Consider the following 15,273-nt stretch of genomic DNA (forward strand, 5'->3'; position numbering starts at 1 on the left):
CTTCCGGGCCGACGCCACGGGCGATCAGCGCATGGGCCAGGCGGTTGGCCTGGCGGTCCAGCTCGCCATAAGTCAGGGTTTGCGCATCGAACTTGACCGCCACCGCATCCGGGGTTTCCCGGACGCGATCGGCGAACAGTTCGTGTACCAGGCGCTCGGCCGGGAAACCGGCGTCGGCCTGGTTCCACAGCTGCAGGATGTGCTGTTGCTCATCCTGGCTGAGCAGGTTCAACTGGCCGATGGGCTGCTGCTGGTCGGCAACCATCGCCTGCAACAGGTTTTGCCAGTGACGGGCCATGCGTTCAATGGTCGACGCTTCGAACAGGTCGGTCGCATAGCTCAGGGACGCACTCAACTGGTCACGGGATTCTTCGATATCCAGGGTAAGGTCGAAATGCGCAGCCGTTTCATCCCAGCTCACCGGGCTCATGTCCAACTGCGCCAGGCGCTGTAAATGCTCGCTGGCCTGGCTGATGTGGTGGTTGAACGCCACCTGGAACAACGGGCTCAAGCTCAGGCTGCGCTCAGGTTGCAGGGCCTCGACCAGTTGCTCGAACGGCAGGTCCTGATGGGCCTGGGCCTCCAGGGCGCGCTGTTTGACCTGCTGCAACAACTGGGCAACGGTGGTTTGCGCGTCGATCTCGGCCTTGAGCACCTGGGTGTTGACGAAGAAGCCGATCAGCCGTTCGGTTTCCACACGGTTGCGGTTGGCGATCGGCACGCCGACACGGATGTCCTGCTGGCCGCTGTAGCGATGCAATAACGCGTGGTAGGAAGCCAGCAACAGCATGAACAGCGTCACACCTTCGCGCTGGGCCAACCACTTGAGGCCATCGAGCAACGGAGTCGGCAGCGCAATATACAAACGCGCGCCGCGATGGGACGGTACCGCAGGGCGCTGGTGATCAAAAGGCAACTCCAGCACCGGTTGCTCGCCGCCGAGCAGTTCACGCCAGTAGTCGAGCTGGCGATCTTTTTCACCGGCTTCCATCCAGTCGCGCTGCCAACGGGCGTAGTCGGCATACTGGATCGCCATCGCCGGCAATTGCAGGGCCAGGCCTTGGCTGTAGGCCGCATAGAGCTGCACCAGTTCGTCGACCAGCACTTGCATCGACCAGCCGTCGGAGATGATGTGATGTTGCACCAGGACCAGCACATGCTCGTCTTGCGCCAGGCGCAAGAGGCTCACACGCATCAACGGCCCCTGGCGCAGATCGAACGGTTGCGCCACCAGCGCCTCCACCGTGGATTTAAGCTGTGCTTCGTCGGTGAGCTGCGACACGAGTTCGATCCGCGCCTGTGGGCTGACCACTTGCACCGTGCGGTCGCTTTCTTGCTGCAAATGCGTGCGCAGGCTGTCGTGGCGCGCCACCAGGGTATCGAAGGCACGTTGCAGGGCGCTGCGGTCCAGCGGACCTTTCAGGCGCAGCGCACTGGGCACGTGATAGGCCGAACTGTGCGGGTCCAGTTGCCAGAGGAACCACTGCCGTTCCTGGGCATAGGACAGCAACAATGGCTGATCGCGATCCGCCGCCACCATTGCTGGCGCCGAAGCGTTGACCGCGGGCAGAGTGTTGACCCCAGCCAGAGTGTTAACAAAGTCACCCAGCACGGGCTGCTCGAACAGCGTGCGCAGTGCAACTTCGAGACCCAGGCCATGACGCAAGCGGGACACCACTTGCGTGGCGAGCAACGAATGCCCACCCATCTCGAAGAAGTGATCGTTGAGCCCGACCCGTTCGGCGCCCAGCACCTGGGCCCAGATAGCCGCGACGCGTTGCTGGGTCTCGGTGACCGGTGCAACCCAATCGATCTGGGCTTGGCTGATATCCGGCTTGGGCAGCGCGGCACGGTCGAGCTTGCCGTTGGGGCTCAATGGCAAGCGCTCCAGCACCAGCAGATGCGCCGGCACCATGTAGTCCGGCAGCTCTTGGCGCAACGCGGCCTTGAGCTGCGTGCGCAATTGAGCCTGCTCGGTGTCGGACAACGACGGGTTGGCGACGATATAACCGACCAACTGGTTGTCCGCCGCGATCACCAGCGCCTCGCGCACACTGGCCTGGGCCAGCAGGCGCGCTTCGATTTCACCCAACTCGATACGGAAACCTCGCACCTTGACCTGATGGTCGATTCGCCCCACGTACTCGATCATCCCATCGGCGCGATAGCGCGCCAGGTCACCGGTGCGGTACAAGCGGCCGACGCCGTCAGCGCAGAAGGGATCGGGAATGAAGCGGTGGGCCGTCAGGTCCGCACGCTTGAAATAACCCCGCGCCAGCAGCGGGCCGCCGATCACCAGCTCGCCCGCGACACCTACCGGCACCGGGTTGAGGTTGGCATCCAGCAGGTAAATGGCACGGCCATCCAGCACGCGGCCAATCGGCATCATCGACGGCAAGGCTTCACGGCCCTCGACATACGCGGCGCAGTCCAGGGCAGTGGCGGTCACCGTGGCTTCGGTAGGCCCGTAGGTGTTGAGCAGCCGCACCTGCTGCAAGCCCGCTGCGCGCCAGGCATTCAGCCCTTCAGGCGGCATGGCTTCGCCGCCAATGTGCAGTTGGCGCAGGCGCCCGTAATCACGTGGGCCGAGGTCTGCAAAGTCGCGCACCAGAGCCAGCCAATAGGCCGTGGTCAGGTCGACCACGGAAATATCGTGTTCAATCAATTGCTGGTAGAAGGTGTCGCTGTCCCACAGTTCACCACCGCGTACCACCAACGCCGCACCGCAGCACAGCGCCGGGTAGAGCTGCTCGACAAAACCGTCGAAGTTGAAGGTACCAAATTGCAGCACGCGGTCATGGGCTTGCAGCGCAAACAGCTCGGTGAAGACCTCCACATGCCGGGCCAGGGACGCGAGGTCGATGCCCACGCCTTTTGGCCTGCCGGTGGAGCCGGACGTGAACATCACGTAGGCCAGGTTGGCCGGGTGTGCCCTCGACACTGGGTTTTCAGCGCTGTAATCGGCCAACCAGTCTGCGCCGGACTCCAGGCACACAAGCGTCAGGCTCGCGCTGATCGGCAGATGCTCCACCAATGGCTGCTGAGTCAGCAGTAATTGCAGACCGCTGTCCTCGATCATGCATTGCAGGCGCTCGGCCGGGTATTTCGGGTCCAGCGGCACATAGGCGCCACCGCACTTGAGCACCGCGAGCAAGCCGACGATCATTTCCAGGGACCGGTCCACCGCAACGCCCACCAGCGTGTCGGGGCTGACGCCCAACGCGATCAGGCGATGGGCCAGGCGGTTGGCGCGCAGGTTGAGGTCGGCGTAGGTCATACGCTGCTGATCCAGGATCAGCGCGATGTTTTGCGGGTGCAACGCGGCTTGTTGTTCGAAGCGCTGCAATACGCTTGCCTTGGCCGGTTGAGCGACATTGCGCGGGTTCCAGTCTTGCAGTACGCGGGTGTATTCAGAATCCAACAGCAAGGGGATGGCGCCCACGGCTTGCTCGGGCGCCTGGATAAATTGCTGCAGCAAGCCCTGCAAGTAGGTGCCGATGTGCTGCACAGTGTCGGTGTCGAACTGCGCACGCAGGTATTCCAGGTGCAGGCTCAGGTGCTCGCCGCCGTGCACGGTCAGTGTCAACGGGTAGTTGGTGCGCTCCTGATGACTGACGCCACTGAAGCGCAAACCGCCCTCGCCCGACTGCTCCAGCGTCTTGGCCACCGGGAAGTTTTCGAACACCACCAGCGTGTCGAATAACGCCTCACCGGCCGAACCGGCCCAGCGCTGGATATCAAACAGCGGCGTGTGTTCATGCTCGCGCATTTCCAGGTTCAGTGCCTGTACGCATCGCACCCAATCGCTGACGCTTTGCGCCGGGCTGGCGGCGGCAATCAGCGGTAAGGTGTTGATGAACAGGCCGACTTGCTGCTCGACATTCGCCAGCTGCGCCGGGCGCCCGGACACCGTCACCCCACAGGCGACGCTGGACTGGCCGGTGTAGCGTTGCAGCAGCAACAGCCACGCCGATTGCACCAGGGTGTTGAGGGTCACTTGGTGCGCACGGGCGAAGACCGAAAGGCGCTGAGTCTGGATGGCATCCCACTCACAAAAGACTTCACCGTATTCACCCGCACTCTGCGCCGGGCTTTTGGGCACACTGCGCGCCAGATGCGTCGGCTCGTCCAACTGCGCCAGGCGCTGGCGCCAAAAGGCCTCGCCCAACGCCGGATCCTGCTGTTGCAGCCAGGCGATGTGCTGGGAAAACGCCGCGCCCACCGGCGCCAATGCCTGGCCCTTGCAGGCCTGCAGCACTTCATTGAGCACCAATGCATTGCTCCAGCCATCCATCAGGATGTGATGGCTGGTGTAGATCAAGTGCCAGCGGTCTTCAGCCGTACGTACCAACGCCACCCGCAGCAACGGCGGACGCGCCAGCTCGAAGCCCTCGCGATGGTGCTCGGCGGCCAGGCTATCCAGGGCGGCGGGAAGCTCCTGACGCCCACGCCAGTCGAATTCGGTGAACGGCAAGCTGACCTGGCGATGCACCACTTGCAGGGCCTGGCCCTGGTCGTCCTGCCAGACAAACCCGGTGCGCAACATGTCATGCCGTGCCAGCACTTGCGCCCAAGCGCGTTGGAAGACTGCCACGTCCAGGCCGTGCACATCGGCGCGCAACTGGCTGACGTAAATGTCGTCCTCGCCCTGTTGGTAGAGGCTGTGAAACAACATGCCCTGTTGCATCGGCGACAGCGGGTACAGGTCCTGCACGTCCCTTGCCGGCAGTGCCAGCTCGTCAAGCTGGGTTTGGGTCAAGTGCGCCAGGGTCACGTCGGCCGGTGTCAGGCCGCCCTGTTTCGGATCGACGCAATGGGCGATCAGTGCCAGCAATTCCTGCTGGAAATCATCCGCCAGGTGCTGGACAGTCGCCACCTCGAACATCTCACGGCTGAACCCCCACTGCAGGGCCAATTCACCGCCGTACACCTGCCCTTCCACCGTCAGCCAGTTGGCCAGCGGCGCCTCCGGGTCTTGAGCCTGCCCACTGCCCTGGGTGGCCGGCACGAACAGCGCCGACTCGTTGAACTGGCGGTCGAACTGCCCCAGGTAGTTGAACGTGATGCGTGGCGCGGCCAGGTTCGAGAGCGCTTCACGGGCATCAGGCGTGCCGAGGTAGCGCAGCAGGCCGTAGCCAATGCCTTTGTGCGGCACGGCGCGCAGTTGCTCCTTCACCGACTTGATCGCCGCCGACAGCTCGCCATCGGCGTGCAGGCGCACCGGGAACAGGCTGGTAAACCAGCCGACGGTGCGGCTCAGGTCGAGCGTGTCGAACAGGTCTTCACGGCCATGGCCTTCCAGTTGGATCAGCGCGACAGGCTGCTCGCTCCAGCGGCTGACCACCCGCGCCAGCGCGGTGAGCAGCAGGTCATTGACCTGGGTGCGATAGGCCGCCGGGGCGTCTTGCAGTAGTTGACGGGTATGTTCGGCGCTCAAACGGATTTCGAGCTTGCTGCCCAGGCGATTCTGCAGGCCGCCCTGGGGGTTGTCGCAGGGCAGATCGGCGCTCGCGGTCTGGGCCTGCCAGTACGGCAATTGGTTGCCTAGCGTCAGCGCATGGGCCTGTAACTGCTGCGCCCAGTCTTGGTAGGCACTGGTCTTGGCCGGCAACGCCGCGTTGCGGTAAGCCTGTTGCAGGTCTTCGAGCAGGATGCGCCACGACACGCCATCGACCACCAAGTGATGCACCACCAGTAGCAGGCGCTGGGCGCCGTCTGCCATCGACACCAGTACCGCGCGCAGCAGCGGACCCTGTTCAAGGTCGAGGCTGCGGTGTGCTTCGTCGCAGAGTGCGGCCAGCTCCGCCTCGTCAGCGACCTGGGCCTGCCACACTGAAACGCTTGAAACCGGCTCGGCGTGGGCCTGCTGCCAACCGTCTGCCTGGCGCACAAAACGCAGACGCAGGGCGTCATGGTGGTTGATCAAGCGGGTCAAGGCCACGTCCAGGCGCGCGGGCTCCAGGGTTTCGCGCAGGGCCAACAGCAGCGACTGGTTCCAATGCTGGCGCGCCACAATCGCCTGCTCGAAAAAGTGGTGCTGCACGGGCGTGAGGATCACCTCGCCGCTGACCGGGCCTTGATCGATGACCGTCGCCTGTTCAAAGCTCGCCACCAGTGCCAGGCTGCGCACGCTCTGGTACTGGAACAGGTCACGCGGGCTGAGGCGAATCCCCGCCTGACGCGCGCGGCTGACCACCTGGATGGAAATAATCGAGTCGCCACCCAGCTCAAAGAAGTTGTCGTCCAGACCGACCTGCGGAGCGCCGAGCACATCGCTCCAGATCGCTGCCAGGGCTTTTTGCAGTTCGCTTTCGGGCGCGACAAAGGCTTGTTGCGGCGCGGCATCCGGCAACGGCAGCGCCTTGCGGTCGAGCTTGCCGTTGGCGGTGACCGGCAATTTGGCCAGGGTGACGAAGTGCGTGGGCACCATGTATTCCGGCAGGCTGCTGAGCAACCAGGCCTTGAGGTCGGTAGGTTCTTCACCTTCGTTAACCAGATAGGCAACCAGCTGTTTGCCGCCCTGCACCAGTACCACGGCTTCGCGCACCTGCGGGTGTTGCATCAGCCGGGTTTCGATTTCGCCCAGCTCGATACGCAAACCGCGCAGCTTGACCTGATGGTCGAGACGGCCGAGGTACTCGATCACGCCATCGGCACGCTGGCGCACGCGGTCGCCAGTACGATAGAGGCGCTCGCCGCGAATAAACGGGCTGGGCACAAAGCGTTCGGCGGTCAAGCCGGGGCGACGGTGATAACTGCGCGCCAGGCCGACACCGCCCAGGTACAACTCGCCAGAGACACCGGCGGGCACCGGGTTGAGCTGGGCGTCGAGCACATAGGTGGCCAGGTTGGCGATCGGGCGGCCGATGGGCACGCTGTCGGCGCCTTCGTCGATGCAGGTCCAGTGGGTAACGTCGATGGCGGCTTCGGTGGGACCGTAGAGGTTGAACAAAGCCGCCGCTGGCAGCTTGGCGAACACCTGCAACTGCGCATCCAACGGCAAGGCTTCGCCGCTGCACACAATGCGCTTGAGGCTCGTGCAAGCCTGCACGCCGGACTCATGGATAAACGCCTGGAGCATCGACGGCACGAAGTGCAAGGTGGTGATGGCGTGGCGGCCGATGGTCTCGATCAGCCGCGCCGGCTCGCGATGTTCGCCAGGCGCAGCGACCACCAAGCGAGCGCCGGTCATCAATGGCCAGAAAAACTCCCACACCGACACGTCGAAGCTGAACGGGGTTTTCTGCAAGACCGCATCGCTGGCGTCCAGGCCGTAAGCCTGCTGCATCCAGCACAAGCGGTTGACCAGCGCGCGATGGCTGTTGCCGGCGCCCTTGGGTTTGCCGGTGGAACCGGAGGTGTAGATCACATAAGCCAGGTTGAGCGCCTGGATGGCCACGGCCGGTGATTCGCTGCTATAGCCGTCCAGCCAACCCGGCGCCTGGTCCAGAACGATCACTTGCACGCCATGAATCGGCAGCAAAGCCTGCAGGCTCTGCTGGCTGAGCAACAGCTTGATGCCGCTGTCTTCGATCATGTAGGCGAGGCGTTCCTGGGGGTATTCCGGGTCTAACGGCACGTAGGCGCCGCCGGCCTTGAGGATCGCCAGCAAACCCACCACCATTTCCACTGAGCGCTCCAAGCAGATACCCACCAGCACGTCGGGGCCAACGCCCTGCTCGCGCAAGGCATGGGCCAACTGGTTGGCGCGGGCGTCGAGCTGGGCATAGCTCAAGGTGGTCGCACCAAACACCAGCGCCGGCGCCTCCGGGGTGCGCTGCACCTGCTCCTCAATGAGCTGGTGGATACCTTGCTCGGTCGGGTACGCCTGGCCCGTCTGGTTCCATGCGTGGACCAGCACCTGCTGCTCATCGGCGGCCAGCATCGGCAATTCACCAATGCGTTGTTCATCGCCGGCCACCATGGCGTGCAACAGGCTGACCCAGTGCTCGGCCATGCGTGTAATAGAGGGTGCGTCAAACAGGTCGTTGGCGTAGGTCAACGCGGCATGCAAGGTGCCGGACTTTTCATAGGTGTCCAGGGTGAGGTCGAACTGGGTGGTACGGCCTTGCCACTCCACCAGCGCCAATTCCAGGCCGGAGGCGGTGCTCACCGAGGCAATGTCCGCCACCACTGGCTGGTGGTTGTACATCACCTGAAACAGCGGCGTATGGCTCAGGCTGCGCTCGACTTTGAGGGCTTCCACCAGGCGTTCGAACGGCAGCTCCTGATGGGCTTGGGCGCCCAACGCATGCTCCTTGATGCCTTGCAGCAACTCGGCGACACGGGTTTGCCCGGTCAACTCGGTACGCAGTACCTGAGTGTTGACGAAGAAACCGATCAGCCCTTCGACCTCACTGCGATTGCGATTGGCGATCGGCACACCGACGCGGATATCGCCCTGCCCCGTGTAGCGATGCAACAACACGTTGAAAGCGCCCAGCAGCAACATGAACAGGGTGACGTTGTGCTTTTGCGCACAACCGCGCAGCTGCGCCGCGAGGCCTGAATCGATGGCGAAATTATGCCGGGTGCCCTGGTAGCTGGGCATGGCCGGACGCGGGCGATCGGTGGGCAGTTCCAGGACCGGATGCTCATCACCCAGACGAGCCTGCCAGTATTCAAGCTGGCGCGCCTGCTCCCCCGCTTCCAGCCAACGCCGCTGCCACAGGGCGTAGTCGCTGTACTGGATCGGCAGCGCCGGCAATTGCGGTGTTTCGTGGCGTTCGTGGGCGTCGTAGCAGCGAATGAACTCGTCGATCAGCACATTCATCGACCAGCCATCGGAGACGATGTGGTGCAGGGTCAGCAGCAGCACATGCTCTTGCGCATCAAGTTTGAGCAATTGCACGCGCAGCAGTGGGCCGTTTTCCAGATCGAATGGCAGCAGTGACTGCCGGGTCGCCGCCTGGTTGACGGCCTGCTCGCGTGCGTCAAAGGCCAGCGCACTGAAATCCAGATGCTCGACGGCAACCGACGGCTCGATGGCAACTTGCAGCAAGCGATCACCGGCCTGGCGCTGGAAGACCGTGCGCAGTGTTTCATGACGTGCCACCAGGCTTGCGAATGCCTGCTCCAGCGCGCGCAGGCTGAGGGCGCCCTTTAACCGCACGGCGCCAGGCAAGTTGTAGGCGCCACTGGCCGGGTCCAGTTGCCACAGAAACCACATGCGTTGCTGTGCGTAGGACAGCGCCTGGCGATCCTCCACCCCTGCCGGAATCGGAAACCGGGAAAAATCCACGCCTTCTTTCTGTAGGGCTTGCAGGAAAACCTGGCGTTTTTCCAGGGGCAACCCGATAAACCGGCGAGCAAGTTTCAAGGAGTCTTCAGCATTCATTTCTTGGAGTCCGGAACAATAGGCAGGAAGCACAAAGGCACGTCGTCCCTATAAAACGAACCGGACAAGGAAAAATTAGCGGGGCGTAAGCGGCGTGAAGCGCTGTGTCATCAAGGGTTACATCAATCTCAGCCAAGGCTCGCAAACTCAGGCTAGCATTGACGAACACCACTTTTTGCAACTACATTTAGTTACACGCAAGGAACGCCGTGTCCAAAAATGAAAAGCTGCTCGCCAAACTGCTCAATGAGCACATGGCATTTACCTGGCCTGAGCTGGTAACGCTGATGCGTCAGCTTGGCTACCGACAAATTGAAGGGGCTGGAAGCCGCGTCAAGTTCGATATCGGCAACCCCAGTGCAATGATCACCTTGCACAGGCCTCACCCTGGCAACGAACTGAAACACTACATTCGGCGCCAGATCATCGAACAATTGAAATCAGGAGAACTGATTCAGTGGACAACCAACTGAAACACCAAGGCTACATCGGCTCTATCGAAGCCAGCCTCGAAGACAATTGCCTGTTCGGCAAGGTGCTGTTCATCAAGGCACTGGTGAGCTATGAAGGCAAAACCGTCGCGGAGCTGGACGCGGCGTTCCGCGAGGCAGTGGATGACTACCTCGTGACCTGCCAGGCACTGGGGCAAACCCCGGAGAAACCTTGCAAGGGTTCATTCAACGTGCGCGTTGGCCACGACTTGCATTTGGCGGCGGCCCTGGCAGCGACGCGCAAGAAAGTCACGCTCAATGACCTGACGCGACAGGCGTTGAATGAGTTTTTGCAGCATCACTGCGCAGAACCTGTACCGACGCTCGGCTGAGCGCCCAAGCGCCGATACCCAAACACCGCCGAGCCCAATACCACCGCTCCCGCCACCAATGCCACCCAGAACCCGCTGGCAGCACCAAAGTGGTCGATCATCCAACCGGAGCTGGCCGCGCCAATGGCCACGCCGATACTCAGGCCGGTGATCAGCCAGGTCATGCCTTCGGTCAGGCGGCTGGGCGGCACCACCTGTTCTACCAGGGCCATGGAGACGATCAACGTTGGGGCAAAGAACAGCCCGGAGATAAAGATCGCCGCCGCCAGACCAGGGATATTGGTCACCAGCAGTAAAGGTAATGTGGTCAACGCCGTGGCCACGCCGCAAAACAGAAATTGCCGAGGCAGCGGCGCCTTGAGCTTGAGCATGCCAAAGGCCAAACCCGCCAGGCATGAGCCGATGGCATACACCGACAGCACGATACTGGCCGCCGCCGGTTGGCCCTGGTGCTGAGCGAAGGCCACGCTGACCACATCCACCACACCCACGATCACGCCCATGGCAAGCAGCAGGATCATCAGGATCAATACCGACGGTGAGGCGATCAACCAGCGGCCGTGGTGGTCTTGCTGCGCATGCACCGGCGGCTCTGTCGCACGCTGCAGCACAAAGGTGGTGACGCCAACCGCCAACAGCAACGCCGCCACCAAGGGCCCCGCTTCCGGGAACAGCACCACGCTCAGGCCTACCGAGATCGGCGGGCCGATAATGAAACACACCTCATCAAGCACCGACTCCAGGGCAAACGCGGTTTGCAGCCTGGGCTGGCCACGGTACAGCTCGGTCCACCTCGCCCGTACCATGGCCGACATGTTCGGCATGCAACCGGCCAGTGCGGCGAACACAAACAGCGTCCAGGCTGGCGCCTGCAAACGAGTGCACAGCAACAACAGCAACAACGCTCCGCCGCCGATCAACGCCGCAATCGGCAGCACCCGGCCTTGGCCATAGCGGTCCACCAGGCGCGACACCTGCGGCGCGCAGAATGCCGTCGCCAGCGCAAACACTGCCGCCACCGAGCCTGCCAGGCCATAACCGCCATGCACTTGCGAGAGCATGGTGATCAGGCCGATCCCGGTCATCGAAATCGGCATGCGCGCAAGCATGCCCGCCAATACAAACGCCCGGCTGCCTGGGGCCTGAAATAACTCGGCGTAGGGATTTGCCATCCTGCTTAACCTCTTCCTCAACCCTTGAAACTTGCGATTTGCAGGTATCAAGGCAAAATACATACGGTGCGTATGTGACAAATCATGCGTAACATACGCAGCGTATGTCAATCACTCACTGAGCTAATGCGAGCCTTACCCATGAGCCGAGCCCGTACCGAAATGATCGACGCCACCCGCGCCCGGCTGATCGCCAGCGCTCGCCAAGCCTTCGCCACTCAAGGCTACGCCAACACCTCGATGGATGACTTTACCGCCCGCGCCGGCCTCACCCGCGGTGCGTTGTACCACCACTTCGGCGACAAGAAAGGCTTATTGGCGGCGGTGGTAGCCGAGCTCGACGCAGAGATGGACGCGCGCCTGCAGGGCATCAGCGACCAGGCGCAGGAACCCTGGAGCGGCTTTTGTGAACGCTGCCGCGCCTATTTGCGCATGGCCCAGGATGGCGAGATCCAACGCATCGTGTTGCAGGATGCGCCGGCCGTACTCGGTGATACGGGCTCTGAGCAACAGTGCGTGGAATCCCTGCGCCAGCTGCTGGAGGCGATGATGCAGGCCGGTGTCATCCAGCAAGCCCCCAGCGTCGCGCTGGCCCAGTTGATCAATGGCAGCCTGGTTAACATGGCCCTGTGGATCGCCCGTGACGAGCAACCAAACCTGCGCCTGCAAGAAGGTTTGCAGGCGCTGGAACTGTTACTGCAAGGCTTGAAGCAACCGGTCACACCAGCCGTTTGATCTGCTTGTGGCGCCACACCAACCGGTAATAGGCGGTCTGCAACACCAGCATCGCCAGGTAGGTCACCGGAAACGCCATCCACACGCCTTCCAGGCCGAAGTGCGCGTTGAACAGGTACGCCATCGGCAGCTCAACGCACAGCACACAGAAGATCGAAATCGCCACCGGCATCAACACCACGCCGCTGGCGCGCATGATCCCGCCGATCACCGCCTGGAACCCGAACACCAGGATGCTCCACAGCATGATATGCAGCAGGTGCTCGGCATTGAGCCGTGCCGCGTCGTCGGTAATAAACAAGCCCAGCAACCAGTGGGACAACAGGTAACCCAACAGGATCAAGCCACCGGTCAGGCACAGGTTGATCACAAGCCCGGTGCGCAGGATCGGCTCGATACGCTCCAGGCGCCCGGCCCCGATCGCCTGGGCACCGAGGATCGAGGCCGTGATCGCAATCGACAGCGCCGGGAACTGCACGTAATTGACGATCTGCGTCACCGCGCCATAGGCCGCCGTGGCTTGTGAGCCATGACCGTTGACCAGCGCCAGAATCACCAGCTCCGACAGCGACAACACCACCATCTGCAAACCGGTTGGCAAGCCGATACGCAGGACCTTGCCGAGGATCGCCCGGTCCAGGCGCAAGGCCGCGAGCAGTTCACGGTCCGGCGCCATCACATGGTTTTTATGGCGCAGGCGCAAAATCAGAAACAGCATGGCCGCCGCGTTGCCCACCAAGCCCGCATACACCGCACTCTGAATGCCCATGGGCGGCAAGCCGATCCAGCCACGAATCAGCGCCGGGGTCAGCAACAGGCCGACCAGCGTCGAGACCATCAGCGCCAGCAACGGCGAAACCGTATCGCTGACGCCTCGCAATAGTTGGGTGTAGAGGATGAACACCAACAGCAGCGGCATGATCAACATCATCATCTGGGCATAACCTACCGCATCATCGAGTACATCGATCGGCGTACCCAACGCCTGCAACGCCGGGCGCGCAAACAGGCTGCCCAGCACTGCCGCGATCAAGCCCACCAGCGCGCCAAGCGTCAGGGTGGCGCCGGTAATCACCTTGACCATCGCGGTTTCCTGCGCACCCCAGGCTTGCCCGATCAACACCGAAGCGCCCGCCCCCAGGCCGATCACCAACGCAATAAAGAAAAACACGATGGGGAACATCCCCGACACCGCCGCCAGCGCCTGGGTGCCGAGCATCTGCCCGACATAGATGCCGTTAAGCGTGCCGGAAAAGCTTTGCAGGAAGTTGGACAGCACCATGGGTGCCAGAAACATCAGGTAGATCTGCCACAACGGCCGCTTTGGGGTGACGTCCATGCTGGTTTGAATCTCTGGATTATTGTTATGCAGTAAAGGCATTGCGTGACAGCCAGGCCAGATACGTCTGCACGTCCACCGGCCAATGCGCGATCTTTAGGGAAAAGTCGCCACCGTCCTCGGCAAACAGCGCCCGTGAAGCGTCTTCAAACCCTGGCAGGTCGCCGCCGAGGGCGCTCATGAAACGATAGCTGGCTTCTTTGGCCTGGCGCATTTGATCACGGGCAGCATGAACATTGCGCGCTTCATCCACCAACCGGCGTAACGCCGCCGACGCGCCGCCACGTTGTTGGGCCAGCCATTCCCAGTGGCGCGGCAGCAGGGTGACTTCCCGCGCGACGACACCGAGCTTGGGACGGCCGACCGAAGGCGTCGCGGTAGGGGCTTCATCAATCTCGACACGCGCTGGTTGTTCCGGCGCGTAGCCTGCAGGCCAGGGATAGTCGACCTGAGTGCCGGTGGCATCGTCGAAGACCAGAAAGCTGCCGGTGGGCAGGTCAAGGGCCGCCAGAGCGCTGGCCACCTCAGAGTAAGCGCCGGCTGCCACACGTTGGTGACGGACAAAGGCAGTGCAGGCTGCTGTATTTTGAATAGGCATCGATTATTACCCGGCTGTTATTTGTTTTACCCGGATCATATTAACTGTATTTTTCTAATCCGCAAGCCGATGCGGTAAACACCGTCGGCGCGGCCACACACTTGTCGCGTTAGCTGCAACCTGAACCTGTGGGAGCTGGCTTGCCTGCGATTGCGATTTGGCAGCTTGCATCTTCGGCGACTGGTTTACCGCTATCGCAGGCAAGCCAGCTCCCACAGTGGACTTGCATCGTGGCTGAGACCGGCTAGCCACCAAAGGTCTGCGACGGCCGCCGCAACGTCGGATCAAACGGATTGATCCGTGGCCCGATCGCTGCCGCTTCGCGCTTGAGCAACTCCACCACCATCGGCAACCGGCTTGGCCCCAAGCGGTCACTGATGGTCGCCACACTCAACGCCGCCACCGCATGCCCATCCCGATTCAGAATCGGCACCGCCAACCCGGCCATGCCTTCGAGCACACCGGTATTGCGTGCCGCATAACCCAGGCGCCGCACATTCTCGACCTCGGAGCGCAGCAGCACTTCGTCATACAGGTGAAAATCCTTGAGGCGTGGCAAGTTGTAGCGGATCACCGTCTCACGCTCTTCTTCCGGCAAGAACGCCAGAATCGCCAGGCTGCCCTGCCCCACGCCGAGCGCCACACGCCCGCCGATATCGCCAGTGAAGGTGCGAATCGGATACGGCCCTTCGCTGCGGTCCAGGCAGATCGCATCAAAGCCGCTGCGCGCCAGCAGAAACAGTGAATCGCCCAATGACGCACTCAGGCGCAACATGCTCGGGCGCACCAGGTCGCGCAGGTTGCCGGTCTTGCCGGCGTTGGCCGCCAGGGCGAAGAACTCCAGGCTCAGGCGGTAGCGCTTGCTGCGCGCATCCTGCTCAACCATGCCTTCGTCCATCAGGCTGCGCAGCAGGCGGTGCGTAGTGGGCTGCGACAGGCCGACTTGCTGCGCGAGCTGGGTCACGCGCTCGCCGCCTTCGGGCACTTCGCCCAAGGTGCGCAATAACGCAAACAGACGAGACACGCTGCCCGCGCCAACTTCCTTAGGGTTTTCATTCCGATCAGTGGAATCCATAACGCGTAATCTCGGGTTAAATTCTAGTGAGTGAATAAATCTGAAAATAATAGTCCGTTCAGTGAAATTCCATCTTCCGCCCATCCTAGTCTTCGTCCTAATCTGCGTCCACAGGGGCGAGATGAACAACAACCGGCAGCTGACTTGAGATCGAGCGCCAACGCACCCGCAACACTCTTTTCGCATCTGCCCAA

The 15,273-nt window shown here is 62.3% G+C and carries 8 protein-coding genes; 3 read left to right on the top strand and 5 right to left on the bottom strand.

Going from position 1 to position 15,273, the window contains the following annotated elements:
* Positions 1–9,337 (bottom strand): non-ribosomal peptide synthetase (locus ASE80_RS13245; protein ID WP_056859314.1); only part of this gene is annotated, 9,337 nt, incomplete at its 3' end.
* Positions 9,338–9,546: 209 nt separating this feature from the next.
* Between ASE80_RS13245 and ASE80_RS13250 the strand changes: the two genes are divergently transcribed.
* Positions 9,547–9,810 carry a type II toxin-antitoxin system HicA family toxin gene (locus tag ASE80_RS13250; protein WP_056859315.1) on the top strand — a complete coding sequence of 88 codons (264 nt, stop codon included), beginning with the start codon at positions 9,547–9,549 and terminating at the stop codon, positions 9,808–9,810.
* On the top strand, positions 9,795–10,160 hold the full coding sequence (locus ASE80_RS13255) for a type II toxin-antitoxin system HicB family antitoxin (protein ID WP_056859316.1): 366 nt from the start codon (positions 9,795–9,797) through the stop codon (positions 10,158–10,160). The genes ASE80_RS13250 and ASE80_RS13255 overlap by 16 nt, the downstream gene beginning before the upstream one ends.
* On the opposite strand, the gene ASE80_RS13260 is transcribed toward ASE80_RS13255, so the two are convergent.
* Positions 10,127–11,332: an MFS transporter gene (locus ASE80_RS13260; RefSeq protein WP_056859317.1), complete on the bottom strand. Its 1,206-nt coding sequence runs from the start codon at positions 11,330–11,332 to the stop codon at positions 10,127–10,129. The genes ASE80_RS13255 and ASE80_RS13260 overlap by 34 nt on opposite strands.
* A 141-nt stretch (positions 11,333–11,473) precedes the next feature.
* On the opposite strand from ASE80_RS13260, the gene ASE80_RS13265 reads away from it, so the two are divergent.
* Positions 11,474–12,067 (top strand): TetR/AcrR family transcriptional regulator, encoded by a 594-nt coding sequence (locus ASE80_RS13265; protein ID WP_056859318.1) that lies wholly within the window; start codon positions 11,474–11,476, stop codon positions 12,065–12,067.
* Here the strand turns inward: ASE80_RS13265 and ASE80_RS13270 are convergent.
* The 3 genes from ASE80_RS13270 to ASE80_RS13280 all read right to left on the bottom strand — a co-directional run bounded on the left by ASE80_RS13270 (position 12,051) and on the right by ASE80_RS13280 (position 15,079).
* Complete coding sequence (locus ASE80_RS13270; RefSeq protein WP_056859319.1) at positions 12,051–13,406, bottom strand: MATE family efflux transporter; 1,356 nt, start codon at positions 13,404–13,406, stop codon at positions 12,051–12,053. The two genes, ASE80_RS13265 and ASE80_RS13270, sit on opposite strands and share 17 nt — an antisense overlap.
* Positions 13,407–13,431: 25 nt before the next feature.
* Positions 13,432–14,004: a DUF2239 family protein gene (locus tag ASE80_RS13275; RefSeq protein ID WP_056859320.1), complete on the bottom strand. Its 573-nt coding sequence runs from the start codon at positions 14,002–14,004 to the stop codon at positions 13,432–13,434.
* Between the two features lie 244 nt (positions 14,005–14,248).
* A complete protein-coding gene (locus ASE80_RS13280) occupies positions 14,249–15,079 on the bottom strand; it encodes an IclR family transcriptional regulator (protein ID WP_056859321.1) in 831 nt (276 codons plus the stop codon).
* Positions 15,080–15,273 lie beyond the last annotated feature (194 nt).

Source organism: Pseudomonas sp. Leaf15 (assembly GCF_001421425.1).
Classification (GTDB): domain Bacteria; phylum Pseudomonadota; class Gammaproteobacteria; order Pseudomonadales; family Pseudomonadaceae; genus Aquipseudomonas; species Aquipseudomonas salomonii.